The organism is Bacillus sp. XT-2 (assembly GCF_025696525.1).
Classification (GTDB): Bacteria; Bacillota; Bacilli; order Bacillales; family Bacillaceae; genus Bacillus; species Bacillus halotolerans.
This window is the reverse complement of the sequence record NZ_JAHVOC010000003.1, coordinates 347545-373629: the sequence shown is the minus strand read 5'-3', so window position 1 is coordinate 373629 and position 26085 is coordinate 347545. Positions and strand designations below refer to the sequence as shown.

Here is a 26085-nt window from a genome sequence, read left to right as displayed (position 1 = left end):
AAGAAGAAATGTTAACGTACGATAATTGGGAAGAACCAACGATTACATTTCCGGAGGACGATCCTTATAAAGGGGCGCTGTCAGTTTTAAAATGGGCTTACGGCCATTACGGCAATCAGCTTGTTTATGCCTGCAGTTTCGGAATTGAAGGAATCGTTCTGATTGACTTAATCTATAAAGTGAAAAAAGACGCAGAGATTGTATTTCTCGATACAGGGCTTCATTTTAAAGAAACCTATGAAACGATAGAACGCGTGAAAGAGCGCTATCCCGGCCTCAATATCATCCTGAAGAAACCGAACCTTACTCTTGAGGAACAGGCGGAAGAACATGGTGATAAACTGTGGGAAAGAGAGCCGAACCAATGCTGCTATCTCAGAAAGATCGTTCCTTTAAGAGAGGCGCTTTCCGGCCACCCGGCATGGCTTTCCGGCCTGCGCCGCGACCAAGGGCCAAGCCGTGCCAATACGAATTTCTTAAACAAAGATGAGAAATTCAAATCAGTAAAAGTTTGCCCGCTTATCCATTGGACTTGGAAAGACATTTGGAGATACACCTCTCGGAATGAGCTGGACTACAATCCGCTCCACGATCAAGGGTATCCAAGTATCGGCTGCGCGCCTTGTACGTCACCTGCATTTACCGCAGAGGACCTGCGCTCAGGCAGATGGAACGGTATGGCGAAAACAGAATGCGGACTGCATGAATAAGGAGCTGCAAAATGGAATTAGCCGCTATTTTATTTAGCTTGTTTTTCGCAGTGAATATTGGCGCAAGCGGCGCTGCAGCTTCAATGGGAGTTGCTTACGGCTCTGGGGCCGTCAAAAAGAAAACCTACGCTTTGATCATATGTGCCGTTGGTGTTCTGGCCGGGGCTGTCATTGGCGGGGGCGAAGTTGTGAAAACCATCAGCTCTGGGATTATCCCGGAACAGACGATCACGCTGACGATTGTTTGCATCATTATCGGGGCTGCTGCACTGTCGCTTTTTACAGCTAATCTGCTCGGCATTCCTTTATCGACAAGTGAAGTCACGGTCGGGGCGGTTGTCGGTGTGGGCGTTGCGTACAAAGTATTGTTTGTAAACAATCTTCTGATTATTGTTTCATTTTGGATTTTCGTTCCGCTGTTCGCTTTTGGTTTTACATTTTTTGTAGCAAAGCTGTTTCGTTATTTTAAAATCGAAATTACGTCTTCCCGTAAACAAAACATCCTTGGCATCCTTTTGCTATGCGCTGGTTTTTTTGAAGCATTTTCTGCGGGCATGAACAATGTAGCGAATGCTGTTGGACCGTTAGTGGCTGCCGGCGTACTGGATGTAGCGAAAGGAACCCTGTATGGGGGAGTTTTTGTAGCCCTGGGCGCACTGATATTAGGCCGCAGGGTGTTAGAAACAAACGGGAAGAAAATCACGCGGTTTTCAAAAGGGGAAGGCATTCTCCTATCCGGAACAGGAGCAGGGCTGGTGATCATCAGTTCTATATTTGGAATGCCGGTGCCCTTGGCGCAAGTAACGTCATCGTCTATTATCGGAATAGGCATGGCGAAAAACGGACCAAACGTATTTCATAAACAGGTCGTTCAAACGATGCTGAAAGTATGGATCGTGTCGCCGTTTTTATCTTTATCCATCTCCTATCTGCTTGTATCTATGTTTTTAAAGGCGGATTATTATTCAATCTTTATCATGGTAAGTGTGCTTTTAGCGGCAGGCGGTGCCGTCAGCCTGACAAAAGCCATTCGTAAAGAGAGACGCTCTGTCCACGATCAAGGCGGGGGAATCTAACTATTAATCTGAGTTATTTTATCTGTTAACTAGGAGGAAATGAATATTATGAGCTTAGCACCACATGGAGGAAAACTGGTAAACCGAGTAAATGAGTCATATGAGGTAAGCGGCATTCAGAAAGAAATTGAACTTGATTTGATTTCTTTTGCCGACCTGGAATTGATCGGAATCGGAGGATACAGCCCGATCGAAGGCTTCTTTAATGAGAAAGATTACGTATCTGTTGTTGAAAACATGCGTCTTGCTTCTGGTGTTGTATGGTCTATTCCGATCACGCTGCCGGTAGATGCACAAAAAGCAGCCGAACTGTCAGTCGGCGAAACAGTAAAATTAACGTATGACGGAGAAACATACGGCGTTATCCAAATCGAAGACTTATACGTGCCTGACAAGCAAAAAGAAGCTGTTAACGTGTATAAAACGGATGATCAGGCTCATCCGGGGGTAAAAAAGCTGTTCAGCCGTGGTGATACATATGTCGGCGGTCCGATCACACTGATTAAAAAAGCTTCCAAACAATTCCCTGAGTTTACATTTGAACCGACGGAAACAAGACGCCAGTTTGCAGAAAAAGGCTGGGAAACAATTGTCGGTTTCCAAACGAGAAATCCTGTTCACAGAGCGCATGAATATATTCAAAAAACGGCTCTTGAGACAGTGGACGGTTTGTTTTTAAACCCGCTTGTCGGCGAAACAAAATCTGATGACATCCCCGCTGATGTCCGGATGGAAAGCTATCAAGTGCTTCTTGACAACTATTACCCGAAAGACCGTGTCTTCCTTGGCGTTTTCTTGGCTGCAATGCGTTATGCCGGTCCGAGAGAAGCGATTTTCCATGCGCTTGTCAGAAAAAACTACGGCTGCACGCATTTCATTGTCGGCCGCGATCACGCCGGTGTCGGTGACTATTACGGCACGTACGAAGCCCAGGAGCTGTTTGACACATTTAAACCTGAAGAACTCGGCATTACACCGCTGAAATTCGAGCACAGCTTCTTCTGCGAAAAATGCGGAAATATGGGAACAGCGAAAACGTGTCCGCATGGCAGAGAGCACCACGTGATTTTATCAGGCACCAAGGTAAGAGGGATGCTGAGAGACGGTGTACTGCCGCCTGCAGAATTCAGCCGCGCAGAAGTTGTAGAGGTGTTAATCAAAGGCATGAAGAAAAAAGAAGAAGCAGGCGTTTCTTAAGGGGGACTGGCAGTGACAAATCGCGATATCGTATGGCATGAAGCCTCTATTACAAAAGAAGAGTATCAGAAAAAAAACAAGCATAAAAGCTCCATTCTCTGGCTGACGGGCTTAAGCGGATCAGGCAAATCAACCATTGCCAATGCTGCTGCGAGAGAACTTTTTGTGCAAGGCTACCAAGTTATTGTGCTGGATGGTGACAACATTCGCCACGGTTTAAATAAAGATCTCGGTTTTTCTGATGAAGACCGAAAAGAAAACATCCGCCGAATCGGAGAGGTAGCGAAACTTTTTGTGCAGCAGGGCACCATTGTCATTACTGCTTTTATCTCTCCTTTCCGTGAGGACAGAGACCAGGTTCGCCAGCTTGTGGAAGCAGGCGAATTTAACGAAGTTTATATTAAATGCGACCTCGATATTTGTGAACAAAGAGATCCAAAAGGGCTCTACAAAAAAGCAAGAAACGGAGAAATTCCGTTCTTCACAGGCATTGATTCTCCATATGAAGAACCGGAAGCTCCTGAGCTCGTCCTTGACTCAGGACAATATGATCGTGAAGAGTGCAAAAATCAGCTGATCGAGTTTGTAAAGCAGCAACTGAGCTAAACGCCGCTCAGCTGTGTTCTTCTCAGATGCCGAAAATGCAAACAAGAACAACATCACAGCGAACGTTCTGGAAGAACTCGAATAGATCGGGGGAAAGACGATGGGGAAAGTATATATTGTAGGAGCGGGTCCCGGAGATCCTGATCTGCTGACAATTAAAGCGCTGAAAGCCATTGAAAAAGCTGATGTAATCCTATATGACAGATTAGTAAATAAAGAGATTTTGCATTATGCCAAGGAGCAGGCGGACCTGATCTACTGCGGGAAGCTTCCAGATTTTCATACAATGAAGCAGGAAACCATCAATCGGTTTCTTGTGAAGTATGCGCAAAAAGGGAAAACCGTTGTCAGATTGAAAGGCGGAGACCCATTTGTGTTCGGCAGAGGAGGGGAAGAAGCGGAATGCCTTTCTGAAAATAGCATTCCGTTTGAAATTGTCCCCGGTATCACATCGGGAATCGCGGCGGCTGCTTATGCCGGGATTCCTGTCACTCATCGGGACGCGGGCTCTAACGTGGCTTTTGTAACGGGGCATTATAAAAAAGAAGAGGATTTTGAGGAAAAGTGGAAAGCGCTGGCCACAGGGATTGATACACTTGTCATCTATATGGGCATTAAAAATGTGCAGCAGATCGAAAAAAAACTCCTGGAAAACGGCCGGGACGGTTCTACTCCGGCAGCGTTTATTCATTGGGGAACAACGGACAAGCAAAAATCTGTTTTTTGTACAGTTGACACCCTTTCAGAAACGGTGAAAAAAGAAGACATTAAAAATCCGAGTTTAATTGTTGTTGGAAATGTTGTAAATTATCACTATAAGCTGGAATGGTTTGAATCTGAGCTGAAAAAACAAGATTTAAGCGAGGCGTTGTAAATGAAACAAGCGATTTTATATGTCGGCCACGGCAGCCGGGTAAAAAAGGCTCAGCAAGAGGCCGCTGCATTTTTGGAAGGATGCAAAGCGCACATCTCTGCCCCTGTTCAGGAAATCAGTTTTTTAGAGTTGCAGGAGCCGGCAATTGAGACAGGGTTTGAAGCATGTGTGAAGCAAGGCGCCACTCATATCGCAGTGGTGCCTCTGCTTCTTTTAACGGCTGCTCATGCAAAACATGATATTCCGGAAGAAATTGCCCGTGCCGCATCCCGGTATCCTTCCGTCCATATCTCATACGGAAGTCCGATTGGGATTGACGAAGAAGTTGTCAAAGCTGTCTATCATCGTGTTAAAGACATAGGCGTTCCGTACGAAAACGCCAAGGTTGTGCTCATCGGCAGGGGAAGCTCAGACCCAGATGTAAAAAGAGACGTAACCGGCATTGCCGGATTGCTCCAAAACATCATGCCCGTCAAGGAAGTGATTCCATGTTTTATGACAGCATGCGGTCCCAATTACAAAGAGGTTTTTTCTGAGCTGAAAAAAGATGACGGCGTGACGACCTTTATTGTTCCGTATTTGCTGTTTACCGGGATGCTGATGAATGAGATTGAACGTGAGGTCCAGAAATTGAAGGCCGAAAATTCAAATGTCTACCTCTCTTCCTATATCGGTTTCCACCCGCATGTGAAAAAGGCATTTTTACATCGTGTGAAAGAAACTGCTGACAACCATGAGGGGCAATTTAATTTTGACGGAGGCTCATATGCTCCCGCTTCACATTAGTTTGCAGAAGAAAAAGGTTGTGATCGCAGGAGGCGGCAGTATTGCGCTCAGAAGGTTAAAAACGGTGCTTTCTGAGGGAGCGGATATTACGCTTGTCAGTCCGGTTGCGGAACCGGAAATCAGGCAGATGGCAGACAATCGCCAAATCAAGTGGCTGAGCCGGAAGATTGAGAAAGAGGATTATCTCGATGCTTTTTTGATTATTGCCGCGACGGATGACGCCGCTGTGAATAAAGAAATTGCGCAAAATGCATCGCCTTCCCAGCTTGTCAACTGTGCCAGTGACGCTGAGCTGGGCAATGTGTACATGCCGAAAATCGTAAAAAGAGGGCATGTTACGGTTTCTGTTTCGACAAACGGAGCCAGTCCAAAGCATACGAAGGAACTTGCTGAAAAAGTGGACGTGCTCATTGACGGCCACTTTGTCAGCGAAGTAGACAGGCTTTATCAGATCAGAAGAAATAAATAAGCCAGAGCAGTTGCTGCTCTGGCTTTTCTTTATATGAATCAGCTTTTTTTCAGCCTTATGACAGTATCCGCATCAGGCGTGACAAAGACGGTATGCTGGCTGTCATAAGTCACGAATCCGGGCTTTGCGCCGTTCGGCTTTTTGACGTGCCTGATTTTTGTATAATCAACAGGCACAGAACTTGAATCTTTTGCTTTTGAAAAATAAGCTGCAATTGTGGCGGCTTCAATAATTGTTTGTTCATCCGGCTCGCTGCTTCTGATGACAACATGGGAGCCCGGGATATCCTTCGTGTGAAGCCATATGTCGTCTCTGGCAGCTGCTTTGGTCGTTAAATACTCGTTTTGACGGTTGTTTTTGCCGACTAAAATAGTGTGACCGGAAGAGGATTCGTATGTTTCTAAAACAGGGTTGTTCTGTTTTTGTTTTTTCTGCCCTTTTTGCTGCTTAGGACGTAAATATTTCCCCTCCACAAGCTCTTCTCTGATTTCACTGATATCACGCGGAGAAGCGGACGACAGCTGCTGAATCAGCTGGTCGAAGTATTCAATTTCTTGCTTAGCCAGCCTGATTTGTTCTTCGACAACGGCAACTGAGTTTTTCGCCTTCTGATACTTAGTGAAATAGGCCTGTGCATTCTCTGAAGGCGTCTTGTTCGGATTCAGCGGGATAGCGATTGTCGGATTTTCCTCATCATAGTAGTTGATGACTTCAGCCTGCTTGTCGCCTTTTTTCATCATATATAAATTCGCAGTCAGCAGCTCCCCGTAAAGCTGAAATTCCTTAGCGTTTTCCGAATACTCCAGTGTTTTTTCTAGTTTTTTGATTTTGTTGGCGTTCTTTTTCCGTTCATTCACAACGAACCGCTCAAGATCCTGAGCCTGCTGTTTAACCCGGTCCCGCTCAGCTTTTCCGAAATAAAAACGGTCCAGCAGCTCACTTAATGAATCGAATCGGCGTGCTTCTCCTTTAAGGTGAGTTAGCTCCAGTAGATAAAAATATTCCTTCCCGTTAACAGTCGTAATGTTAGGGTTGAAACGGTGCTCCCTTACCTCTGCAAAGAGCTCCAGCAACGCTTTTGGCAGTGTCACTTTGTTGGCAAGGCCCGCTCTGTGGACAGCTTCTTTTGCGAAGAGCGGAGAAACACCGGAAAAATGGTCAACAATTTGTTTATCTAGCCGTCCTTCTTGAAAACTGAGATGACGCAACATGTCATCTTCAGTCGCTTCTAGCGGTGAGATCTTGTCCTGGGCCGGCGGAAGCTTATAATCGTAGCCCGGCAGTACGGTGCGATAGCTGTTCATTGACGGTGATAGATGTTTCAGCCCGTCGATGATCGCATTTTCCTCTCCGTCCGTCAGAATGATATTGCTGTGGCGGCCCATAATTTCGACATAAAGCTTTCGATGCGTTTCATCGCCGATTTCATTACGGCTTTTAATATGAAAAATCATAATGCGGTCAAGGCCCGCCTGTTCAATTTTTTCAATAAATCCGCCTTCAATATGCTTTCTTAGCAGCATGCAAAACATCGGCGGTTCACTCGGGTTTTCATACGTTTGTGCCGTGATATGCACCCGTGAATAGCTTGGGTGTGCCGATAATAAAAGCTTTTGGTTTTTTCCATTGGCGCGGATGTGAAAAATCACATCGTGCTTATAAGGCTGATGGACTTTCGTGATCCGTCCGCCCATTATTCGCTCGTTCAGTTCGTGTGTCATTCCGTATGTAAACATGCCATCAAACGACATATATAATACACCCTCTCATTCTTCCTGCATTCGATAATTATAGCATGAAATGGGACGAGTCAGAATAAGCATGCTTATAGAGTGATATCTCTATAAGAGAGCAGGGGAGTGGACGAGCGGAATGAAGTTTCATGAAATGGGACAAACAGATTTATTAGAGGCAACAAATACGTCCATGAAACAAGGATTAACTGAAAAAGAGGTGAAAAAACGCCTCGACAAGCATGGGCCAAACGAGCTTCAAGAAGGGAAAAAAACATCAGCGCTTATCTTGTTTTTGGCGCAGTTTAAAGATTTCATGGTGCTTGTGCTGCTTGCGGCAACATTAATTTCAGGGTTTCTTGGTGAATATGTGGACGCGGTTGCGATTATTGCGATTGTGTTTGTGAATGGCATACTTGGGTTCTTTCAAGAACGGCGTGCAGAGCAATCTCTTCAGGCATTAAAAGAGCTGTCAACTCCTCATGTGATGGCGCTCAGGGAAGGAAGCTGGACAAAGATCCCTTCTAAAGAACTGGTGCCGGGCGACATTGTGAAGTTTACAAGCGGCGACCGGATTGGAGCAGATGTCCGGATTGTCGAAGCGAAAAGCCTGGAAATTGAAGAATCAGCGTTAACCGGAGAGTCAATCCCGGTTGTGAAACATGCGGATAAATTGAAAAAACCCGATGTGTCGCTGGGGGATATTACGAATATGGCCTTTATGGGAACCATCGTCACCCGCGGCAGCGGTGTCGGTGTTGTCGTCGGTACAGGAATGAACACGGCTATGGGGAAAATCGCTGACATGCTTGAATCGGCGGGAACTATGTCAACCCCGCTGCAAAGAAGGCTCGAGCAGCTCGGGAAAATTTTAATTGTTGTCGCTTTGCTGCTCACTGTACTTGTTGTCGCTGTCGGCGTGATCCAAGGACACGATCTGTACAGTATGTTTTTAGCCGGTGTTTCGCTAGCGGTAGCCGCCATTCCAGAAGGGCTGCCAGCCATTGTGACAGTAGCGCTGTCATTGGGTGTACAGCGTATGATCAAGCAAAAATCAATCGTGAGAAAGCTTCCCGCGGTTGAGACGCTTGGGTGTGCCTCTATTATTTGTTCAGACAAAACAGGAACAATGACGCAAAACAAAATGACGGTCACACATGTATGGTCCGGAGGGAAAACGTGGAGAGTGTCGGGCACGGGCTACGATCCGAAAGGAGGCTTCACACTGAACGATAAAGAGGTCAGTGTGAATGAGCATAAGCCGCTGGAGCAAATGCTGTTATTCGGAGCGCTTTGTAACAACTCGAATATTGAGAATAGAAACGGTGACTATGTGCTTGACGGAGATCCGACAGAGGGAGCGCTGCTCACTGCGGCAAGAAAAGGCGGCTTTTCAAAGGAGTTTGTGGAATCCCATTACCGGGTGATTGAGGAGTTTCCGTTTGATTCAGCACGAAAAATGATGACTGTCATTGTAGAGGATCAGGACAGAAAGCGCTATATCATTACGAAAGGCGCGCCGGATGTACTGATGCAGCGGTCCTCCCGTATTTATTATGACGGCTCTGCCGCTCCTTTCTCAAATGAGAGAAAAGCAGAAACAGAGGCAGTATTACGGCAATTGGCTTCCCAGGCGCTCCGAACGATTGCGGTTGCCTATAGACCGGTAAAAGCAGGGGAAACACCGTCAATGGAGCAGGCGGAAAAAGATCTGACAATGCTTGGCCTTTCAGGCATCATAGATCCGCCGCGCCCTGAAGTCAGACAGGCGATTAAAGAATGCCGTGAAGCGGGAATTAAGACTGTCATGATTACAGGGGATCATGTTGAGACAGCAAAAGCTATAGCGAAAGATTTGCGCCTCCTCCCGAAAAGCGGAAAAATCATGGACGGCCAGATGCTGAATGAGCTTTCGCAAGAAGAGCTTTCTGACGTAGTGGAGGATGTGTATGTGTTTGCCCGCGTTTCTCCTGAGCATAAATTGAAAATTGTCAAAGCGTATCAGGAAAACGGACATATCGTTGCAATGACAGGAGACGGCGTCAATGACGCGCCCGCGATCAAACAGGCTGACATCGGCGTTGCCATGGGTATTACAGGAACGGATGTGGCGAAGGAAGCATCATCCCTCATTCTCGTAGATGATAATTTTGCAACCATTAAATCAGCGATAAAAGAAGGCAGAAACATCTATGAAAATATTAGAAAATTTATCCGATACCTGCTGGCTTCTAACGTAGGAGAAATTCTGGTCATGCTTTTCGCCATGCTGCTTGCCCTTCCTTTGCCGCTCGTGCCGATTCAGATTTTGTGGGTCAACTTGGTGACAGATGGATTGCCGGCGATGGCGCTCGGCATGGATCAGCCGGAAGGAGACGTTATGAAGCGGAAGCCGCGTCACCCGAAAGAAGGGGTGTTTGCCCGCAAGCTTGGATGGAAGGTGGTCTCCAGAGGATTTTTAATCGGTGCTGCCACGATTTTGGCTTTTATCATCGTGTATCACCGCAATCCTGAGAATTTGTCTTATGCGCAGACAATTGCGTTTGCGACGTTGGTGCTGGCTCAGCTCATTCACGTATTTGACTGCCGGAGCGAAACGTCCGTTTTTTCCAGAAATCCGTTTGAAAACTTGTATCTGATCGGCGCTGTATTGTCATCGATTTTACTGATGCTGGTGGTCATTTACTATCCGCCGCTTCAGCCGATTTTCCATACGGTTTCCATCACGCCGGGAGACTGGATGCTGGTCATCGGCATGTCGGCCATCCCTACTTTTTTGCTGGCGGGGTCACTTTTGACAAGAAAAAAATAAATTCATATGATATAATCTTAGGGGTAATAGCATGTCTATTGCCCTTTTATTTTGAGAACAGGGAAGAAATTGGGTGTTTTATTTATGATACGAAGTATGACAGGCTTCGGCAGTGCAAGCAAAACACAAGATGATCTCTCTGTAAGCGTTGAACTTAAATCTGTGAATTACAGGTTTAAAGAAGTGAACGCTCGTTTGCCAAGGCCTTTGCTATATTTAGAAGATAAGCTGAAACAGACGATTCTGCAGTACATACAGCGCGGAAGAATTGAGCTTTTCGTCTCCGTTGACAGTGATATGCTTGTAGAGAGAAGGCTTGACATTGATTGGCCGCTGCTCGATGAGTTTGTCGCAGCTGCAGAGGATATGAAAAAGCGTTATCAATTGTCCGCAGAGCCTGATGTCATGGACTTCTTCAAGCTTGATCATGTCGTCCAGATTCATGAGGAACAGACTCAAAATGAAAAGCTTGAGGAGTTAATAACAGCTGCTGCAGAGGAAGCCGTAAAAGGACTCTGTGAGATGCGCGAAAAAGAGGGGCTGCTTTTAGCCAAAGACTGTCTGATGCATATTGATCAGCTTGAAGAGCTGACCGAAAAGACCGAATCTTTGGCAGCCGATGCGGTATCTCGTTACAGGGAACGGCTGTACGCCAGAATAAAGGAATGGACCGAAGACGTGTTGGATGAGAGCCGGCTTGTTACAGAATGCGCTATTTTTGCAGATCGTTCTGATATTACAGAAGAGATTACAAGATTGAAGAGCCACTTCGCTCAGTTTCGTGATATATTAGCTGAAGGCGGAGCTGTCGGGCGCAAACTCGACTTTCTTGTCCAGGAGCTGAATCGGGAAGCAAATACAATCGGCTCAAAAGCAAATGATCACCAGATCACAAAGCTTGTCGTCGAAATGAAAAGTTCTATTGAAAAAATAAAAGAACAAGTGCAAAATATAGAATAGTGACTGTGCGTATTGTTTACAGACGGACTTGCTAGGCTAAACTAGAGACGTCTATTTTACAGGGGGAACGTAGAAGATGACGATTAAACTGATTAATATCGGATTTGGCAATATTATCTCCGCCAATCGGATGATTTCGATTGTCAGCCCGGAGTCTGCGCCAATCAAACGGATGATCCAGGATGCAAGAGACCGCGGAATGCTAATTGACGCTACATACGGACGAAGAACCCGTGCAGTTGTCGTCATGGATAGTGATCACATTATCTTATCTGCCGTCCAGCCTGAGACAGTTGCACACAGACTTTCTGTTAAAGAAGAAATTATGGATGAAGGGCAGGGATAATTGCCGCATGAAAGAAAGAGGGTTATTAATCGTTCTCTCAGGTCCCTCAGGAGTTGGTAAAGGAACGGTTCGGCAAGCGATTTTTTCGCAAGAAGATACAAAATTCGAGTATTCGATTTCAGTAACAACGAGAAACCCGCGAGAGGGCGAAGTGAACGGAGTCGATTATTTTTTCAAAACGAGAGAAGAATTTGAACAAATGATTGCAAACAATAAGCTGCTTGAATGGGCAGAATATGTCGGCAATTATTACGGCACTCCTGTCGATTATGTTGAACAGACGCTCCAAGAAGGAAAAGACGTCTTTTTAGAAATCGAAGTTCAAGGCGCTCTTCAAGTGAGAAATGCTTTCCCGGAAGGTCTGTTTATTTTCCTTGCGCCTCCGAGTCTTTCTGAACTGAAGAACAGAATTGTGACAAGAGGAACGGAAACAGATGCTCTGATTGAAAATCGCATGAAAGCCGCAAAAGCTGAGATCGAAATGATGGACGCATATGATTACGTCGTAGAAAATGATAATGTCGAAACGGCTTGCGACAAAATCAAAGCAATCGTTCTCGCTGAACATTTGAAGCGTGAGCGCGTTGCACCAAGATATAAGAAAATGCTGGAGGTTGAATAACTGATGTTAGATCCGTCAATTGACTCATTAATGAATAAATTGGATTCGAAATACACGCTCGTAACCGTTTCTGCTAGACGCGCGCGTGAAATGCAAATCAAAAAAGACCAGATGATTGAACATACGATTTCACACAAATATGTAGGCAAAGCTTTAGAAGAAATTGATGCAGGCCTGCTTTCGTTTGAAAAGGAAGACCGCGAATAGTAGCACAAGTAGCAACCTATATCATGTAGGTTGTTATTTTTTTCCGTGCTGTTTTAAATTGCAGAGGGGGAGAAGTCATTGCTGAACAATCGAAATGTGTTACTTTGCGTGAGCGGAGGCATCGCTGTTTATAAAGCCTGTGCGCTGACAAGCAAGCTGGTGCAGGCAGGGGCAAATGTTAAAGTCATTATGACTGAATCTGCGTGCCAGTTCGTTTCACCGCTGACATTTCAGGCATTGAGCCGCCATGAAGTATATACAGATACATTTAAAGAACAAAATCCAAACGTCATCTCTCATATAGACGCAGCTGACTGGGCCGACCTGATTATTGTTGCGCCGGCTACGGCCAATGTGATTGGAAAACTGGCCAACGGCATTGCTGATGATATGCTGACAACAACCTTATTAGCGGCAACAGCGCCGGTATGGATTGCGCCCGCCATGAATGTGCATATGTATGACCATCCGGCAGTCAAACGCAATATTTCTGTCCTTTATCAGGATGGTTTTCGTTTTATTGAACCGAGCGAGGGCTATTTAGCATGCGGTTACGTTGGAAAAGGAAGATTGGAAGAACCCGAAAACATCGTGAAGCTTGCGGCAAAGCATTTTGCAGAAGAAAAAGACGCGCCTTTAGAAGGCAAACAAGTGGTGATCACAGCAGGCCCGACACGGGAGGCAGTTGATCCTGTGCGTTTTTTCACGAATAAATCGACGGGTAAAATGGGATACGCATTAGCTGAGGCTGCGGTGCGGCTTGGTGCAAACGTGACCTTGATCTCAGGGCCGGTTTCTCTTGATGTCCCTAAAGGGCTTTCTCAGTTTATCCCTGTCCAATCGGCTGCGGACATGCGCGATGCGGTGCTCTCTGTGTATGAGAGAAGCGACGTCGTCATAAAAACAGCTGCTGTTGCCGATTTTACGCCAAAAACAGTATTTGACCAAAAAATGAAAAAACAAGACGGCGGAATGACCCTTGAATTAAAAAGAACAGTCGACATCTTAAAAGAACTGGGCGAGAAAAAACAGCATCAGCTGTTAGTCGGTTTTGCTGCTGAGACACAAGATGTGGAACATTACGCCCGCAAAAAGCTTTCTGCCAAAAATCTTGACATGATTGTGGCGAATGACGTGAAAGCGGCAGGGGCCGGTTTTGGTGCTGATACGAATATTGTGACGCTCTTTTTCAAAGACGGGCGCAAACGCGAGCTGCCGAAGATGTCTAAGCTCGATGTTTCGTTTGACATTCTTGGAGAAGTCGCAGCCCTCTTAAAACAAACCGGAGAGCACTCATGAATTTTGCCGAAGTCATCGTTGATGTCAGCACCAAAAATATAGACAGGCCGTTTGATTACAAAATCCCAGACCATCTTAAAGGTATGATCAAAACGGGAATGAGGGTCATTGTTCCGTTTGGCCCCCGTAAAATTCAAGGGTTTGTGACAGCTGTCAAAGATACGTCTGATCTCTCAGGTAAATCTGTCAAAGAAGTGGAGGATTTATTAGATCTTACGCCTGTTTTGACAGAAGAGCTGATGAATTTGTCTTCATGGCTGTCAGACAAAACGCTGTCTTTTAAGATTACGGCGCTTCAAGCGATGCTGCCTGCCGCATTAAAGGCAAAATATGAAAAAGAGCTGAAGATTGCGGAAGGTGCGGACATCCCGCCGCAGGTAGAACGGCTGTTTTCTGAAACAAAGAGCTTGCTGTATACCGATATACCTGATCACGATACGCTGAAAATCATCCAGAAGCAGGTTCAAAAAGGCCATATCGATGTAACTTATAAAGTGGCGCAAAAAGCGAACAAAAAAATGGTCAGGTATATTCAGGCCAATGCCGGTAAAGAAGAGCTCTCCAAGCAGGTTGAGGGTTTATCCCGACAAGCGGCCAAACAGCAGGCGATCCTGCACTTTTTCATGACGGAACCGGAAGGCACGAAAATACCTGCTGCGGACCTGTGCAAAAAAACAGACGCAAGCTCAGCCACCATCAAGACCCTGATCCAAAAGGGGCTTCTGAAAGAAACCTATGAAGAGGTTTACAGAGATCCCTATCAGGACAAAATGTTCAAAAAAACAGAACCGCTGCCGCTGACAGACGAGCAGAGCGCGGCCTTTCAGCCGATACGCCGGACGTTAGATAACAATGAACATCAAGTGTTTCTCCTGCACGGGGTGACAGGAAGCGGCAAAACGGAAATTTATCTCCAGTCGATTGAAAAAGTGCTTGCGAAAGGAAAAGAAGCCATCGTACTTGTACCGGAAATATCGTTAACGCCGCAAATGGTTCATCGCTTTAAAGGGCGCTTCGGCTCTCAGGTAGCCGTGATGCACAGCGGGTTATCCACTGGTGAAAAGTATGACGAGTGGCGCAAAATCCACCGCAAGGAAGTACGGCTTGTCGTTGGCGCGAGGTCCGCTATTTTTGCTCCGTTTGAAAATCTCGGGATGATTATTATCGATGAGGAGCATGAATCGTCCTATAAACAAGAGGAAATGCCGCGCTACCATGCGAAAGAAGTAGCGATCAAGAGAGCGGAGCACCACCGCTGTCCGGTTGTGTTAGGTAGTGCTACACCGACGTTAGAGTCATATGCACGGGCGCAAAAAGGAGTGTACGAGCTGCTTTCGCTGAAACACCGCGTCAATCACCAAGTGATGCCTGAGGTTTCGCTTGTGGATATGAGAGAGGAGCTCAGAAACGGCAATCGCTCTATGTTTTCAATAGAATTGATGGAAAAGCTTGAAGAAACCATTGCCAAGGGTGAACAGGCTGTGCTGTTTTTAAATAAAAGGGGCTATTCCTCCTTTGTGATGTGCAGGGACTGCGGATATGTCCCGCAATGCCCTCACTGCGACATTTCCATGACGTATCACCGTTCCGGCCAGAGGATGAAATGCCATTATTGCGGACATGAAGAGCCTGTTCCGCATACTTGTCCTGAATGCGGGAGCGATCATATCCGTTTTTTCGGAACGGGAACACAAAGAGTGGAAGAAGAATTAACAAAGGTGCTGCCACATGCAAGAGTCATACGGATGGATGTTGATACGACCTCTCGGAAAGGTGCCCATGAAAAATTATTGTCTGCTTTCGGAGAAGGCAAAGCAGATATTCTTCTTGGAACGCAAATGATTGCGAAAGGGCTTGATTTTCCGAATGTGACACTTGTCGGAGTCTTAAGCGCTGACACAACACTGCACATTCCTGATTTCAGATCTGCCGAAAAAACGTTTCAGCTGCTAACACAAGTCAGCGGCCGCGCGGGAAGACATGAAAAACCCGGCAATGTCATCATTCAAACGTACACACCGTCCCATTACAGCATCCAGCTGACGAAAACGCATGATTATGAAACGTTTTATCAGCATGAAATGGCGCACAGGAGGGAGCAATCCTACCCGCCGTATTACTATTTGGCTCTTGTGACGGTTTCTCACGAGGAAGTGGCAAAAGCGGCTGTAACCGCTGAGAAAATCGCACACTTTCTGAAAGCAAACTGCGGGGCAGATACGAAAATACTTGGTCCAAGCGCATCGCCGATCGCCAGGATCAAAGATAGATATCGTTATCAATGCGTGATAAAATACAAACAGGAAACCCAGATATCAGCTTTATTGAAGAAGATACTGGAACATTATAAACGCGAAATTGAACAAAAACATGTAATGATTTCAATTGATATGAATCCTTATATGATGATGTAAGATCTCACGTCTTGGAGGGTAATGAATTGGCAGTAAAAAAGGTCGTCACACATCCCGCGGAGGTTTTGGAAACGCCCGCGGAAACCGTGACTGTTTTTGATAAAAAGCTAAAAAAACTGCTTGATGATATGTACGATACCATGCTCGAAATGGATGGAGTCGGACTGGCAGCGCCGCAGATCGGTATTTTAAAAAGAGCGGCTGTTGTTGATATCGGAGAAGAAAGCGGCAGAATTGACCTTGTGAATCCGGAAATTCTTGAACAAAGCGGCGAGCAAACCGGAGTTGAAGGATGCTTGAGTTTTCCCGGCGTCTACGGAGATGTCACGCGTGCCGATTATGTGAAAGTGCGGGCGTATAACCGTCAGGGAAAACCGTTTATTCTTGAAGCAAGGGGCTTTTTCGCGAGAGCCGTGCAGCATGAAATGGACCACTTGGACGGCGTGCTGTTTACATCAAAAATAAGCAAATATTATACAGAAGATGAACTAGCGGATATGGAAGGATGATTTGATGACGAGAATCGTGTTTATGGGAACACCCGATTTTTCAGTTCCTGTGTTAAAAACCCTGATAGATGACGGATATGAAGTAGTGGGGGTCGTCACTCAGCCGGACCGTCCGAAGGGCAGAAAAAAAGTGCTCACGCCTCCGCCTGTGAAGGAAGAAGCTTTGCGTCACGGTATCCCGGTTCTTCAGCCTGAAAAAGTCAGACTGAAAGAAGAAATTGAAAAGGTGCTGGCATTAAAACCGGATCTCATTGTGACGGCAGCGTTTGGGCAAATTCTGCCTAAAGAGCTTCTCGACAGCCCTAAGTACGGATGCATTAATGTCCATGCGTCTCTTTTGCCTGAACTGAGAGGCGGGGCTCCTATCCATTATTCCATTCTCCAAGGAAAGAAAAAAACCGGAGTTACCATTATGTACATGGTGGAAAAATTAGATGCAGGCGATATGATTTCTAAAGTGGAAGTAGACATTGAAGAAACCGACAATGTCGGAACCCTGCACGATAAATTAAGCGTTGCTGGCGCGAAGCTTCTGTCTGAAACAGTTCCTCAAGTTATAGCCGGCGACATATCACCTGAAAAGCAGGATGACGAGAAAGCGACGTATGCGCCAAACATTAAAAGAGAACAAGAGCTGATTGACTGGTCCAGAGCAGGAGAAGAGCTTTATAATCAAGTTCGAGGTTTAAACCCATGGCCTGTTGCCTATACGACTTTAAATGGACAAAACCTGAAAGTGTGGGCGGCCAAGAAAACAGCGGCGCCGGCAAAAGCCGAGCCCGGCACAGTCATTGCTATTGAAAAAGAAGGAATTATCGTGGCCACAGGAAACGATACGGCACTGTTATTAACAGAGCTGCAGCCTGCCGGCAAAAAACGCATGCGAGGCGAAGACTTCGTCCGTGGCGCTCATGTTGAGACAGGTGATATGTTAGGAGTGCACAATGAAAACAAATAGCGTTCGTGATATTGCGCTGGAGGCGCTGGTCAAATTAGAACAAAATCAGTCATACAGTAACCTGCTCCTGAAATCGGTTATTAAATCCAATAAACTGAGCGATCAGGACCGGGGGCTTTTGACTGAACTAGTGTACGGTACATTGCAAAACAAAATCGCGCTGGATTATATGCTCAAGCCGTTTATCAACAAGCCGCAAAAGGTGAAGCCGTGGGTTATCCAGCTTCTCCGCCTGTCCCTATATCAAATGGAATATTTAGAAAAAATCCCGGACCGGGCAGTCATCCATGAAGCGGTAGAGATTGCTAAAAACCGCGGGCATAAAGGCATTGCCTCATTTGTCAACGGCGTGCTTCGCTCTATTCAGCGCGAAGGAGTCCCTTCCTTTGACGCCATCGAAGATCCTGTTCTCCGGCTTGCGACAGAAACAAGCCATCCCGAATGGCTCGTGAAAGAGTGGGCAGACGCATACGGATTTGATGCGGCTGAAAAGATTTGCCGCATTCATCTCATTCCGCCTAAGCAAACGCTGCGTGTCAATCAAATGAAAACAGACAGAGCGGAGATACTTGATCAAATGGCAGCTGAAGGAATCGAAGCAGAAAAAGGCGATCTCGCCGAGGATGCTGTGAAGCTTGTAAAGGGAACAATCGCCGGAACTCACTTCTTCCAGACCGGTGAAGTGTCCATCCAGGATGAAAGCTCCATGCTGGTTGCCCGGGCCCTTGACCCTAAGCCAGGTGAAACGGTGCTTGATGCGTGCGCAGCGCCGGGCGGAAAGTCAGCCCATATCGCTGAATTAATGGAGAACAAGGGAAGTGTGACATCGCTTGACCTTCACAAACATAAAGTGAAGCTGATCAAAGAAGCGTCAGAACGGCTTGGCCTTTCCATTATTGATGCGAAAACAATGGACGCGAGAAAAGCGGGAGAAACGTTTAAAAGTGAACAGTTTGACCGTATTTTGGTTGACGCTCCATGCTCAGGCTTTGGCGTGATCAGAAGAAAGCCGGATATGAAGTACACCAAAACCCCGAATGACAGCTCCCGGCTTGCTGAAATCCAGCTGTCTATCTTAAGGGAAATTGCGCCATTAGTAAAAAAAGGTGGCACTCTTGTCTACAGTACGTGTACAATGGATCGGACAGAAAATGAAGAAGTTATCCATGCTTTTATACAAGAACATCCTGATTTTGAACCCGATTTGTCTCTTGAAAAGCGGCTGCCCGAAAAGGCGAGACCCTTTGTTCGGGATGGGAGGCTTCAAATCCTTCCGCATTATTTCGGAACAGATGGTTTCTTTATTTGCAGCATGAGAAAGAAGGGATAAGCAATGACAGAACTTAAAAAAACAAAGATCAGAAAAGAATTGCGGACAGAGCGTCCTTCAATTTATTCTTTTGAATTAGACGAAATCAAACAATGGCTGACAGACAACGGAGAGAAACCGTTCCGCGCGGCACAGATTTTTGAATGGCTTTACGAAAAACGAGTATCTTCTTTTGACGAAATGACAAACCTGTCAAAGGATCTGCGTGAGAAATTAAACACTCATTTCGTATTAACGACGCTGAAAACAGCAGTTAAACAAACTTCTCAAGATGGTACGATGAAGTTTTTATTCGAGCTTCACGACGGTTATACAATCGAAACCGTTTTAATGAGACACGAGTATGGTAATTCTGTATGTGTAACGACACAAGTCGGCTGCCGCATTGGCTGCACATTCTGCGCATCAACGCTCGGCGGCTTAAAACGAAATCTTGAAGCGGGCGAAATTGTCGCTCAAGTGGTGAAAGTTCAAAAAGCGCTGGATGAAACGGATGAACGCGTCAGCTCTGTCGTCATCATGGGAATTGGCGAACCATTTGATAACTTTAACGAAATGCTTGCCTTCTTAAAAATCATTAACCATGATAAGGGACTGAATATAGGAGCCCGCCATATTACTGTTTCTACAAGCGGAATCATCCCGAAAATTTACGAATTCGCTGATCAGCAAATGCAGATTAACTTTGCGATTTCTCTGCACGCGCCAAATACAGAAATCAGAAGCCGTTTGATGCCGATTAACAGAGCGTACAAGCTGCCTGATTTAATGGAAGCCGTTAAATATTACATTAATAAAACAGGACGCCGGATCAGCTTTGAATACGGTCTGTTCGGCGGCGTAAATGATCAGGTCGAGCACGCTGAAGAGCTTGCAGACTTGCTGGAAGGCGTAAAATGCCACGTGAACTTGATTCCGGTAAACTATGTGCCTGAACGGGATTACGTCCGCACACCGCGCGAGCAGATTTTTGCTTTTGAGAAAACGCTGAAATCCCGCGGAGTAAATGTCACGATCCGAAGAGAGCAAGGCCATGACATTGACGCAGCCTGCGGTCAGCTTCGCGCGAAGGAGCGTCAAGACGAGACGAGGTGATGAGGGTTGTTAACAGCCTTAAAAACAGATACAGGGAAAATCCGCCAGCATAATGAAGATGATGCGGGTATTTTTAAGGGGAAAGACGATTTTGTATTAGCGGTTGTCGCTGATGGCATGGGCGGCCATCTTGCTGGAGATGTTGCAAGCAAGATGGCTGTGAAAGCCATGGGAGAGAAATGGAATGAGGCAGATACGGTTCCTGCGGCGCCGTCAGAGTGTGAAGAGTGGCTCATTGAACAGATTCTCGCGGTAAACAGTAAGATTTACGATCATGCCCAAGCGCACGAAGAATGCCAAGGCATGGGAACAACCATTGTATGCGCTCTTTTTACAGGCAAAACGGTTTCCGTTGCTCATATAGGCGACAGCAGATGCTATTTGCTTCAGGACGATCTTTTCGTTCAGGTGACAGAGGATCATTCTCTTGTGAATGAACTGGTTCGCACCGGTGAAATCTCCAGAGAAGATGCTGAGCATCATCCGCGCAAAAATGTGCTGACGAAGGCGCTCGGAACAGATCAATCTGTCAGTATTGACGCACGTTCTTTCGAAATTGAACCCGGAGACAAACTCCTTTTATGTTCTGATGGACTGACGAATAAAGTGGAAGTCACTGAATTAAAAGACATCCTGCAAAGCGATTCAGCTCCTCAGGAAAAAGTAAACCTGCTTGTGGACAAAGCCAATGAGAATGGCGGGGAAGACAATATTACAGCAGTTTTGCTTGAGCTTGCTTTACATGTTGAAGAGGGTGAAGATCAGTGCTAATCGGCAAGCGAATCAGCGGGCGTTACCAGATTCTCCGTGCCATAGGCGGCGGGGGAATGGCCAACGTTTATTTAGCTGAGGACATTATTCTTGATCGTGAAGTCGCAATCAAAATCCTGCGGTTTGACTATGTGAATGACAATGAGTTTATCAGGCGTTTCCGAAGAGAAGCCCAATCGGCATCAAGCCTTGATCACCCGAATATTGTCAGCATTTATGATTTGGGCGAGGAAGATGATATCTACTATATTGTCATGGAATACGTAGAGGGCATGACGCTAAAAGAATACATAACAGCAAATGGGCCGCTTCACCCCAAAGAAGCGCTCAGCATCATGGAGCAAATTGTCTCAGCCATTGCCCATGCCCACCAAAATCATATTGTCCACAGGGATATTAAACCGCATAACATTTTGATCGACCATATGGGCAATATCAAAGTAACGGATTTTGGAATTGCGACTGCACTGACTTCGACAACAATCACCCACACCAATTCTGTGCTGGGCTCAGTCCATTATTTATCCCCCGAACAGGCGCGGGGCGGTCTGGCCACAAAAAAATCAGATATTTATGCACTTGGGATTGTCTTATTTGAGCTGTTAACCGGCCGAATCCCGTTTGATGGAGAATCGGCTGTCAGCATCGCCTTAAAGCATCTTCAGGCTGAAACCCCTTCAGCGAAAAGGTGGAATCCCTCAGTACCCCAAAGCGTTGAAAACATCATATTAAAGGCAACCGCCAAAGATCCTTTTCATCGCTATGAAACTGCTGAAGATATGGAAGAAGATATTCGAACAGCTTTTGACGCGGACAGGCTCAACGAAAAGAAATTTACGATTCAAGATGATGAAGAAATGACGAAAGCGATTCCGATTATTAAGGATGCAGAGCTTGCGAAAGCTTCTAATGAAACCGAAGCTGACATGACATTTCCTCAAGAAAACCAAACGAAGAAAAAAGCTAAGAGAAAAAAATGGCCGTGGATTTTGCTCACCATATGCCTGATTTTTATCACGGCAGGAGTTCTCGCCGTCACTGTTTTTCCTTCTCTTTTTATGCCTAAGGATGTCAAAATACCCGATGTAGCAGGGATGGAATATGAGAAAGCGGCAGATCTTCTAGAAAAAGAAGGCTTGCAGGTAGATTCAGACGTTTTGGAAATCTCAGATGAGAAGATCGAAGAAGGCCTGATGGTCAAAACCGATCCTAAAGCCGAGTCCACTGTTAAAGAAGGAGCAACGGTTACGCTTTATAAGAGTACAGGTAAAGCAAAAAAGCAGATCGGTGATGTGACGGACCAATCAGTCGACAAGGCAAAAAAAGTGTTAAAGGAACAGGGCTTTAAAAATGTAACGGTGGATGAAGTAAATAATGATGAGAAAGACGCCGGCACTGTCATAGACCAGAATCCGTCAGCAGGGACCGAACTTGTGCCGGACGAAGATCAAGTTAAGCTCACAGTCAGCATCGGGCCGGAAGATATTACGCTCAGAGATTTAAAAACATACAGTAAAGAAGCAGCCTCAGGATATCTGGAAGATAACGGGCTCAAGCTGGTGGAAAAAGAAGCGTACTCAGATGACGTTCCGGAAGGACAGGTTGTCAAACAAAAACCGGCAGCGGGAACGGCGCTAAAGCCGGGAAATGAGGTCGAAGTGACATTTTCTCTCGGACCTGAGAAAAAACCGGCGAAAACAGTGAAAGAAAAAGTCAAGATTCCATATGAGCCTGAAAACGAAGGGGACGAGCTGGAGGTGCAAATCGCGATTGACGACGCGGACCACAGCATTTCTGACACTTACGAACATTTTAAGATTAAAGAGCCCGTAGAACGGACGATCGAACTGAAGATTGAACCTGGCCAAAAAGGGTACTATCAAGTGATGGTAAATAATAAAGTCGTCAGCTACAAAACAATTGAGTATCCGAAAGATGAATAACAAGGAGGGAAAATATGCCTGAGGGCAAAATTATTAAAGCGCTTAGCGGCTTTTATTACGTACTGGATGAATCAGAGGATTCAAATAACGGAAAAGTTATACAATGCAGAGGAAGAGGCATTTTCAGAAAAAATAAAATCACCCCTTTGGTCGGTGATTATGTTGTTTATCAAGCTGAAAATAATAAAGAAGGATATCTTCTGGAGATTAAAGAAAGAACCAATGAACTTATCAGGCCGCCGATCTGCAACGTTGATCAAGCGGTGCTTGTTTTCTCGGCGATGCAGCCATCTTTCAGCACAGCATTGCTCGACCGTTTCTTGGTTCTCGTAGAAGCGAATGACATCCAGCCGATTATTTGTATTACAAAAATGGATTTAATTGAAGATCAACATACACAAAAGCTCATTCAAGCGTATGCTGAAGACTACCGGAATATTGGCTATGACGTGTATCTTACCTCTTCAAAGGACCAAGACAGTTTAACGGAGATCATCCCGCATTTCCGCGGCAAAACAACGGTCTTTGCCGGTCAGTCTGGGGTTGGCAAATCCTCGCTTCTCAACGCGATCAGTCCCGAGCTGGGTTTGAGAACAAACGAGATTTCCGAGCATTTAGGCCGCGGGAAGCACACAACCCGCCATGTGGAGCTCATTCACACGTCCGGAGGTCTGGTTGCGGATACGCCGGGTTTCAGCTCTCTTGAGTTTACAGACATAGAAGAAGGAGAGCTGGGCTACACCTTCCCTGACATCAGAGAAAAAAGCGCATCATGCAAATTCAGAGGGTGTTTGCATTTGAAAGAGCCGAAATGTGCAGTCAAACAAGCTGTTGAAGAAGGGGAATTAAAGCAGTACCGCTACGACCATTATGTTGAATTTATTACAGAGATCAAAGACAGAAAGCCGAGGTATTAGATCATGGTAAAGATTGCACCTTCTATTCTTTCAGCTGATTTTGCCGCTTTAGGCAAAGAGATTCAAGATGTAGAAAAAGGCGGAGCCGATTACATTCATGTTGATGTCATGGACGGCCATTTTGTCCCGAATATTACGATTGGGCCGCTGATTGTAGAAGCCATTCGTCCGGTGACGAAACTGCCCCTGGATGTACATTTAATGATTGAAGAGCCGGATCGTTATATCCCGGCTTTCGCAAAAGCTGGAGCAGATATCCTGTCTGTACATGCCGAAGCCTGTCCGCACCTTCACCGGACAATCCAGCTTATGAAAGAGCAGGGTGTAAAAGCTGGCGTTGTCCTGAATCCGCATACACCTGTTCAAGTAATTGAGCATATTTTTGAAGAACTTGATCTCGTTCTCTTAATGACGGTGAACCCTGGATTTGGCGGACAGAAATTTATTCATTCTGTTCTTCCGAAAATAAAAGAAGTGAAACGAATGGCAGAGGAAAAAGGGAAACATGATCTGCTAATTGAAGTAGACGGCGGCGTCAACAAAGAAACAGCCCCGCTAGTCATCGAAGCGGGCGCAAATTTACTTGTTGCCGGTTCTGCTGTTTATGGCCAAACTGACCGCGAAAAAGCTATTTCTGAGATAAGAGGAAGCAAATAAGCAGCAGGAGAAAGAGCCGGGCGTATTTAGCCCGAGCTCTTTTTCCTGTACCCAGAAGCAGAAAGGAAAAAGAGATGAGAAAAATCAATATCGTTGCGGGAGGCCCAAAAGATTTGATCCCTGACCTGACTGGTTATACGGCTGATCACACGATCTGGGTCGGGGTTGACAAGGGCACAGTCACGCTTTTAGATGCCGGCATCATTCCTGATGAAGCTTTCGGAGATTTTGACAGCATTACGGAGCAGGAACGCCGGCAAATCGAAAAAGCCGCGCCCGCTCTCCATGTGTACCAGGCAGAAAAAGATCAAACTGATTTAGACCTCGCTCTTGATTGGGCCCTGGAAAAGCAGCCGGATGTCATTCAGATCTTCGGTATTACGGGAGGCAGAGCAGATCACTTTTTAGGAAATATTCAGCTGCTGTACAGGGGAGTAAAAACAAATTCGAAAATGAAGCTTATAGACAAACAGAATGATATTCAGATGTTCTCTCCAGGCGAATATTCTCTTCTTATCGATCAAAACAAACGGTATATCTCCTTCATCCCATTTACAGAAGAAGTGGATGAGCTGACTCTCATCGGTTTTAAATATCCGCTAAATAAGTGTCATATTACGCTTGGTTCAACACTATGTATTAGTAACGAACTCATTCATTCACGAGGTACTTTTTCGTTTGCGAAAGGCATATTAATAATGATAAGAAGCACGGATTAGCTTCTGCTTTCACTCATTTGTTGAAATTAATGAACCTTAAAGCGATGAACAGGCGGTTACGGGACTTATAGGAGGGGACAAAAATGAAATTTTACACCATTAAATTGCCGAAGTTTTTAGGAGGAATTGTCCGGGCGATGCTGGGCTCATTTAGAAAAGATTAAAGCCCAGGGGTTCAAGCCCCCTTTCACCACATAAAAACGCCTGCCACATATCAGGGCAGGCGTTCATTTTGTTATACACGCTCAACTTTACCGGATTTCAAAGCTCGAGCAGATACATATACTTTTTTAGGTTTTCCGTTCACAAGGATACGAACCTTTTGAAGATTCGCGCCCCAAGTGCGCTTAGAAGCGTTCATTGCGTGAGAACGGTTATTCCCAGCTGTTGTTTTTTTACCTGTGATAACGCATTTACGTGCCATTTGTTTCCCTCCTCACTTGCACAAAACATCTACTTTTTCACTTTCATATGTTCTTAGATGCTTTCGATATGGATACTTTAAATAATTTACCACAGCTAAAAAACGTTTGCAACTATTGTTTCATCATCTTTCAAGAAAATTCACTTGACATCTTGCGCAAACAGCGGCGCTATAGTATATGTAAAGAGACGTGCAGCGTTTGTCGCGTCTTTTCTTTTCATAATGGAATTCATATAGTAGAATAGCTGTAACTCTATGCATTCGAAGGAGGAACTAGTGTGTCCATTGAATTAAGAACGAAATACGGGCAGATTGATATATCGAATGAAGTCATTGCAATGGTTGCCGGCGGCGCTGCGATTGACTGTTACGGCATCGTTGGAATGGCCTCTAAAAACCAAATTAAAGACGGACTGACTGAAATCCTTCGGAAAGAGAATTTCAGCAGAGGTGTTCAAGTTCGCCAAGAAGCAGAACAGATACATATTGACATGTATATCATTGTCAGCTACGGCACAAAAATTTCTGAAGTGGCACATAACGTCCAAACAAAAGTAAAGTACACAGTAAATCAAACAGTCGGACTTGCAGTGGACTCTGTCAATATTTATGTCCAAGGCGTACGAGTGACGAACCCGTAGTTAGGAGGAG

General features: G+C 45.6%; 27 protein-coding genes. 25 read left to right on the top strand and 2 right to left on the bottom strand.

Going from position 1 to position 26085, the window contains the following annotated elements; genetic code table 11:
* Window positions 1-8 precede the first annotated feature (8 nt).
* The 7 genes from KXD37_RS11605 (at window position 9) to sirC (ending at window position 5718) form a co-directional block, all read left to right on the top strand.
* Entirely contained in the window at window positions 9-710 is a 702-nt protein-coding gene (locus KXD37_RS11605; RefSeq protein WP_024121347.1) for a phosphoadenylyl-sulfate reductase, read from the top strand.
* 11 nt (window positions 711-721) lie between these two features.
* The gene (gene cysP, locus KXD37_RS11600) at window positions 722-1786 is read left to right on the top strand and encodes a sulfate permease (protein ID WP_024121348.1); all 1065 of its coding nucleotides are present in this window, start codon (window positions 722-724) and stop codon (window positions 1784-1786) included.
* A gap of 48 nt (window positions 1787-1834) precedes the next feature.
* Window positions 1835-2983, top strand: a complete 1149-nt coding sequence (sat, locus tag KXD37_RS11595; RefSeq protein WP_106020670.1) for a sulfate adenylyltransferase — start codon at window positions 1835-1837, stop codon at window positions 2981-2983.
* 12 nt (window positions 2984-2995) lie between these two features.
* Window positions 2996-3589 carry an adenylyl-sulfate kinase gene (gene cysC, locus KXD37_RS11590; protein ID WP_103671395.1) on the top strand — a complete coding sequence of 198 codons (594 nt, stop codon included), beginning with the start codon at window positions 2996-2998 and terminating at the stop codon, window positions 3587-3589.
* A 100-nt stretch (window positions 3590-3689) separates the two neighbouring features.
* Window positions 3690-4463 (top strand): uroporphyrinogen-III C-methyltransferase, encoded by a 774-nt coding sequence (cobA, locus tag KXD37_RS11585; protein WP_103671396.1) that lies wholly within the window; start codon window positions 3690-3692, stop codon window positions 4461-4463.
* A complete protein-coding gene (gene sirB / locus KXD37_RS11580; RefSeq protein ID WP_101863357.1) occupies window positions 4464-5249 on the top strand; it encodes a sirohydrochlorin chelatase in 786 nt (261 codons plus the stop codon).
* Window positions 5230-5718, top strand: a complete 489-nt coding sequence (gene sirC, locus KXD37_RS11575; protein ID WP_188323804.1) for a precorrin-2 dehydrogenase — start codon at window positions 5230-5232, stop codon at window positions 5716-5718. The genes sirB and sirC overlap by 20 nt, the downstream gene beginning before the upstream one ends.
* 38 nt (window positions 5719-5756) lie before the next feature.
* Here the strand turns inward: sirC and rqcH are convergent, their stop codons facing one another.
* A complete protein-coding gene (gene rqcH, locus KXD37_RS11570; RefSeq protein ID WP_106020672.1) occupies window positions 5757-7469 on the bottom strand; it encodes a tRNA modification protein RqcH in 1713 nt (570 codons plus the stop codon).
* A 121-nt stretch (window positions 7470-7590) separates the two neighbouring features.
* Between rqcH and KXD37_RS11565 the strand changes: the two genes are divergently transcribed.
* The 17 genes from KXD37_RS11565 (at window position 7591) to spoVM (ending at window position 25174) form a co-directional block, all read left to right on the top strand.
* Window positions 7591-10263: a calcium-translocating P-type ATPase, SERCA-type gene (locus tag KXD37_RS11565; RefSeq protein WP_188323721.1), complete on the top strand. Its 2673-nt coding sequence runs from the start codon at window positions 7591-7593 to the stop codon at window positions 10261-10263.
* 84 nt (window positions 10264-10347) lie between these two features.
* On the top strand, window positions 10348-11223 hold the full coding sequence (locus tag KXD37_RS11560; RefSeq protein WP_095713814.1) for a YicC/YloC family endoribonuclease: 876 nt from the start codon (window positions 10348-10350) through the stop codon (window positions 11221-11223).
* Window positions 11224-11299: 76 nt separating this feature from the next.
* Window positions 11300-11569: an extracellular matrix/biofilm regulator RemA gene (gene remA, locus KXD37_RS11555; RefSeq protein WP_003154355.1), complete on the top strand. Its 270-nt coding sequence runs from the start codon at window positions 11300-11302 to the stop codon at window positions 11567-11569.
* A gap of 7 nt (window positions 11570-11576) precedes the next feature.
* Entirely contained in the window at window positions 11577-12191 is a 615-nt protein-coding gene (gene gmk, locus KXD37_RS11550; RefSeq protein WP_024121355.1) for a guanylate kinase, read from the top strand.
* A 3-nt stretch (window positions 12192-12194) separates the two neighbouring features.
* Entirely contained in the window at window positions 12195-12398 is a 204-nt protein-coding gene (gene rpoZ, locus KXD37_RS11545) for a DNA-directed RNA polymerase subunit omega (protein WP_003221520.1), read from the top strand.
* Between the two features lie 78 nt (window positions 12399-12476).
* Complete coding sequence (gene coaBC / locus KXD37_RS11540) at window positions 12477-13697, top strand: bifunctional phosphopantothenoylcysteine decarboxylase/phosphopantothenate--cysteine ligase CoaBC (RefSeq protein ID WP_188323722.1); 1221 nt, start codon at window positions 12477-12479, stop codon at window positions 13695-13697.
* Window positions 13694-16111 carry a primosomal protein N' gene (gene priA / locus KXD37_RS11535; protein WP_263463535.1) on the top strand — a complete coding sequence of 806 codons (2418 nt, stop codon included), beginning with the start codon at window positions 13694-13696 and terminating at the stop codon, window positions 16109-16111. The genes coaBC and priA overlap by 4 nt, the downstream gene beginning before the upstream one ends.
* Before the next feature lie 26 nt (window positions 16112-16137).
* On the top strand, window positions 16138-16620 hold the full coding sequence (gene def, locus KXD37_RS11530) for a peptide deformylase (RefSeq protein ID WP_024121358.1): 483 nt from the start codon (window positions 16138-16140) through the stop codon (window positions 16618-16620).
* Window positions 16621-16624: 4 nt separating this feature from the next.
* A complete protein-coding gene (fmt, locus tag KXD37_RS11525) occupies window positions 16625-17578 on the top strand; it encodes a methionyl-tRNA formyltransferase (protein ID WP_059292801.1) in 954 nt (317 codons plus the stop codon).
* Entirely contained in the window at window positions 17565-18908 is a 1344-nt protein-coding gene (gene rsmB / locus KXD37_RS11520; protein ID WP_101861201.1) for a 16S rRNA (cytosine(967)-C(5))-methyltransferase RsmB, read from the top strand. Before fmt ends, rsmB begins: the two co-directional genes overlap by 14 nt.
* Before the next feature lie 3 nt (window positions 18909-18911).
* Complete coding sequence (rlmN, locus tag KXD37_RS11515; RefSeq protein ID WP_024121361.1) at window positions 18912-20003, top strand: 23S rRNA (adenine(2503)-C(2))-methyltransferase RlmN; 1092 nt, start codon at window positions 18912-18914, stop codon at window positions 20001-20003.
* Window positions 20004-20009: 6 nt separating this feature from the next.
* Entirely contained in the window at window positions 20010-20774 is a 765-nt protein-coding gene (gene prpC, locus KXD37_RS11510; protein ID WP_024121362.1) for a protein-serine/threonine phosphatase PrpC, read from the top strand.
* On the top strand, window positions 20768-22717 hold the full coding sequence (gene pknB, locus KXD37_RS11505; RefSeq protein ID WP_095713818.1) for a Stk1 family PASTA domain-containing Ser/Thr kinase: 1950 nt from the start codon (window positions 20768-20770) through the stop codon (window positions 22715-22717). The genes prpC and pknB overlap by 7 nt, the downstream gene beginning before the upstream one ends.
* Before the next feature lie 14 nt (window positions 22718-22731).
* Window positions 22732-23634, top strand: a complete 903-nt coding sequence (gene rsgA / locus KXD37_RS11500; RefSeq protein ID WP_024121364.1) for a ribosome small subunit-dependent GTPase A — start codon at window positions 22732-22734, stop codon at window positions 23632-23634.
* Window positions 23635-23637: 3 nt separating this feature from the next.
* A complete protein-coding gene (gene rpe, locus KXD37_RS11495) occupies window positions 23638-24291 on the top strand; it encodes a ribulose-phosphate 3-epimerase (protein ID WP_101861202.1) in 654 nt (217 codons plus the stop codon).
* 74 nt (window positions 24292-24365) lie between these two features.
* Window positions 24366-25010: a thiamine diphosphokinase gene (locus KXD37_RS11490; protein ID WP_101861203.1), complete on the top strand. Its 645-nt coding sequence runs from the start codon at window positions 24366-24368 to the stop codon at window positions 25008-25010.
* 83 nt (window positions 25011-25093) lie between these two features.
* On the top strand, window positions 25094-25174 hold the full coding sequence (gene spoVM, locus KXD37_RS11485; RefSeq protein WP_003221545.1) for a stage V sporulation protein SpoVM: 81 nt from the start codon (window positions 25094-25096) through the stop codon (window positions 25172-25174).
* 71 nt (window positions 25175-25245) lie between these two features.
* Here the strand turns inward: spoVM and rpmB are convergent, their stop codons facing one another.
* Window positions 25246-25434, bottom strand: coding sequence for a 50S ribosomal protein L28 (gene rpmB, locus KXD37_RS11480; RefSeq protein ID WP_003221548.1), 189 nt, complete (start codon window positions 25432-25434; stop codon window positions 25246-25248).
* A 278-nt stretch (window positions 25435-25712) separates the two neighbouring features.
* Here rpmB and KXD37_RS11475 point away from each other — a divergent pair, with 278 nt between their 5' ends.
* Window positions 25713-26075, top strand: a complete 363-nt coding sequence (locus KXD37_RS11475; RefSeq protein ID WP_024121367.1) for an Asp23/Gls24 family envelope stress response protein — start codon at window positions 25713-25715, stop codon at window positions 26073-26075.
* Window positions 26076-26085 lie beyond the last annotated feature (10 nt).

Bases quoted from the DNA above. Each gene is read 5' to 3' on its own strand.
- KXD37_RS11490 (WP_101861203.1), top strand. From the start codon at position 24,366: ATGAGAAAAATCAATATCGTTGCGGGAGGCCCAAAAGATTTGATCCCT.
- rpmB (WP_003221548.1), bottom strand. From the start codon at position 25,434: ATGGCACGTAAATGCGTTATCACAGGTAAAAAAACAACAGCTGGGAAT.
- KXD37_RS11565 (WP_188323721.1), top strand. From the start codon at position 7,591: ATGAAGTTTCATGAAATGGGACAAACAGATTTATTAGAGGCAACAAAT.
- spoVM (WP_003221545.1), top strand. From the start codon at position 25,094: ATGAAATTTTACACCATTAAATTGCCGAAGTTTTTAGGAGGAATTGTC.
- sirB (WP_101863357.1), top strand. From the start codon at position 4,464: ATGAAACAAGCGATTTTATATGTCGGCCACGGCAGCCGGGTAAAAAAG.
- KXD37_RS11605 (WP_024121347.1), top strand. From the start codon at position 9: ATGTTAACGTACGATAATTGGGAAGAACCAACGATTACATTTCCGGAG.
- rsmB (WP_101861201.1), top strand. From the start codon at position 17,565: ATGAAAACAAATAGCGTTCGTGATATTGCGCTGGAGGCGCTGGTCAAA.
- rsgA (WP_024121364.1), top strand. From the start codon at position 22,732: ATGCCTGAGGGCAAAATTATTAAAGCGCTTAGCGGCTTTTATTACGTA.
- rpoZ (WP_003221520.1), top strand. From the start codon at position 12,195: ATGTTAGATCCGTCAATTGACTCATTAATGAATAAATTGGATTCGAAA.
- remA (WP_003154355.1), top strand. From the start codon at position 11,300: ATGACGATTAAACTGATTAATATCGGATTTGGCAATATTATCTCCGCC.
- rqcH (WP_106020672.1), bottom strand. From the start codon at position 7,469: ATGTCGTTTGATGGCATGTTTACATACGGAATGACACACGAACTGAAC.
- rpe (WP_101861202.1), top strand. From the start codon at position 23,638: ATGGTAAAGATTGCACCTTCTATTCTTTCAGCTGATTTTGCCGCTTTA.
- priA (WP_263463535.1), top strand. From the start codon at position 13,694: ATGAATTTTGCCGAAGTCATCGTTGATGTCAGCACCAAAAATATAGAC.
- sat (WP_106020670.1), top strand. From the start codon at position 1,835: ATGAGCTTAGCACCACATGGAGGAAAACTGGTAAACCGAGTAAATGAG.
- gmk (WP_024121355.1), top strand. From the start codon at position 11,577: ATGAAAGAAAGAGGGTTATTAATCGTTCTCTCAGGTCCCTCAGGAGTT.
- sirC (WP_188323804.1), top strand. From the start codon at position 5,230: ATGCTCCCGCTTCACATTAGTTTGCAGAAGAAAAAGGTTGTGATCGCA.
- rlmN (WP_024121361.1), top strand. From the start codon at position 18,912: ATGACAGAACTTAAAAAAACAAAGATCAGAAAAGAATTGCGGACAGAG.
- fmt (WP_059292801.1), top strand. From the start codon at position 16,625: ATGACGAGAATCGTGTTTATGGGAACACCCGATTTTTCAGTTCCTGTG.
- KXD37_RS11560 (WP_095713814.1), top strand. From the start codon at position 10,348: ATGATACGAAGTATGACAGGCTTCGGCAGTGCAAGCAAAACACAAGAT.
- cobA (WP_103671396.1), top strand. From the start codon at position 3,690: ATGGGGAAAGTATATATTGTAGGAGCGGGTCCCGGAGATCCTGATCTG.
- cysP (WP_024121348.1), top strand. From the start codon at position 722: ATGGAATTAGCCGCTATTTTATTTAGCTTGTTTTTCGCAGTGAATATT.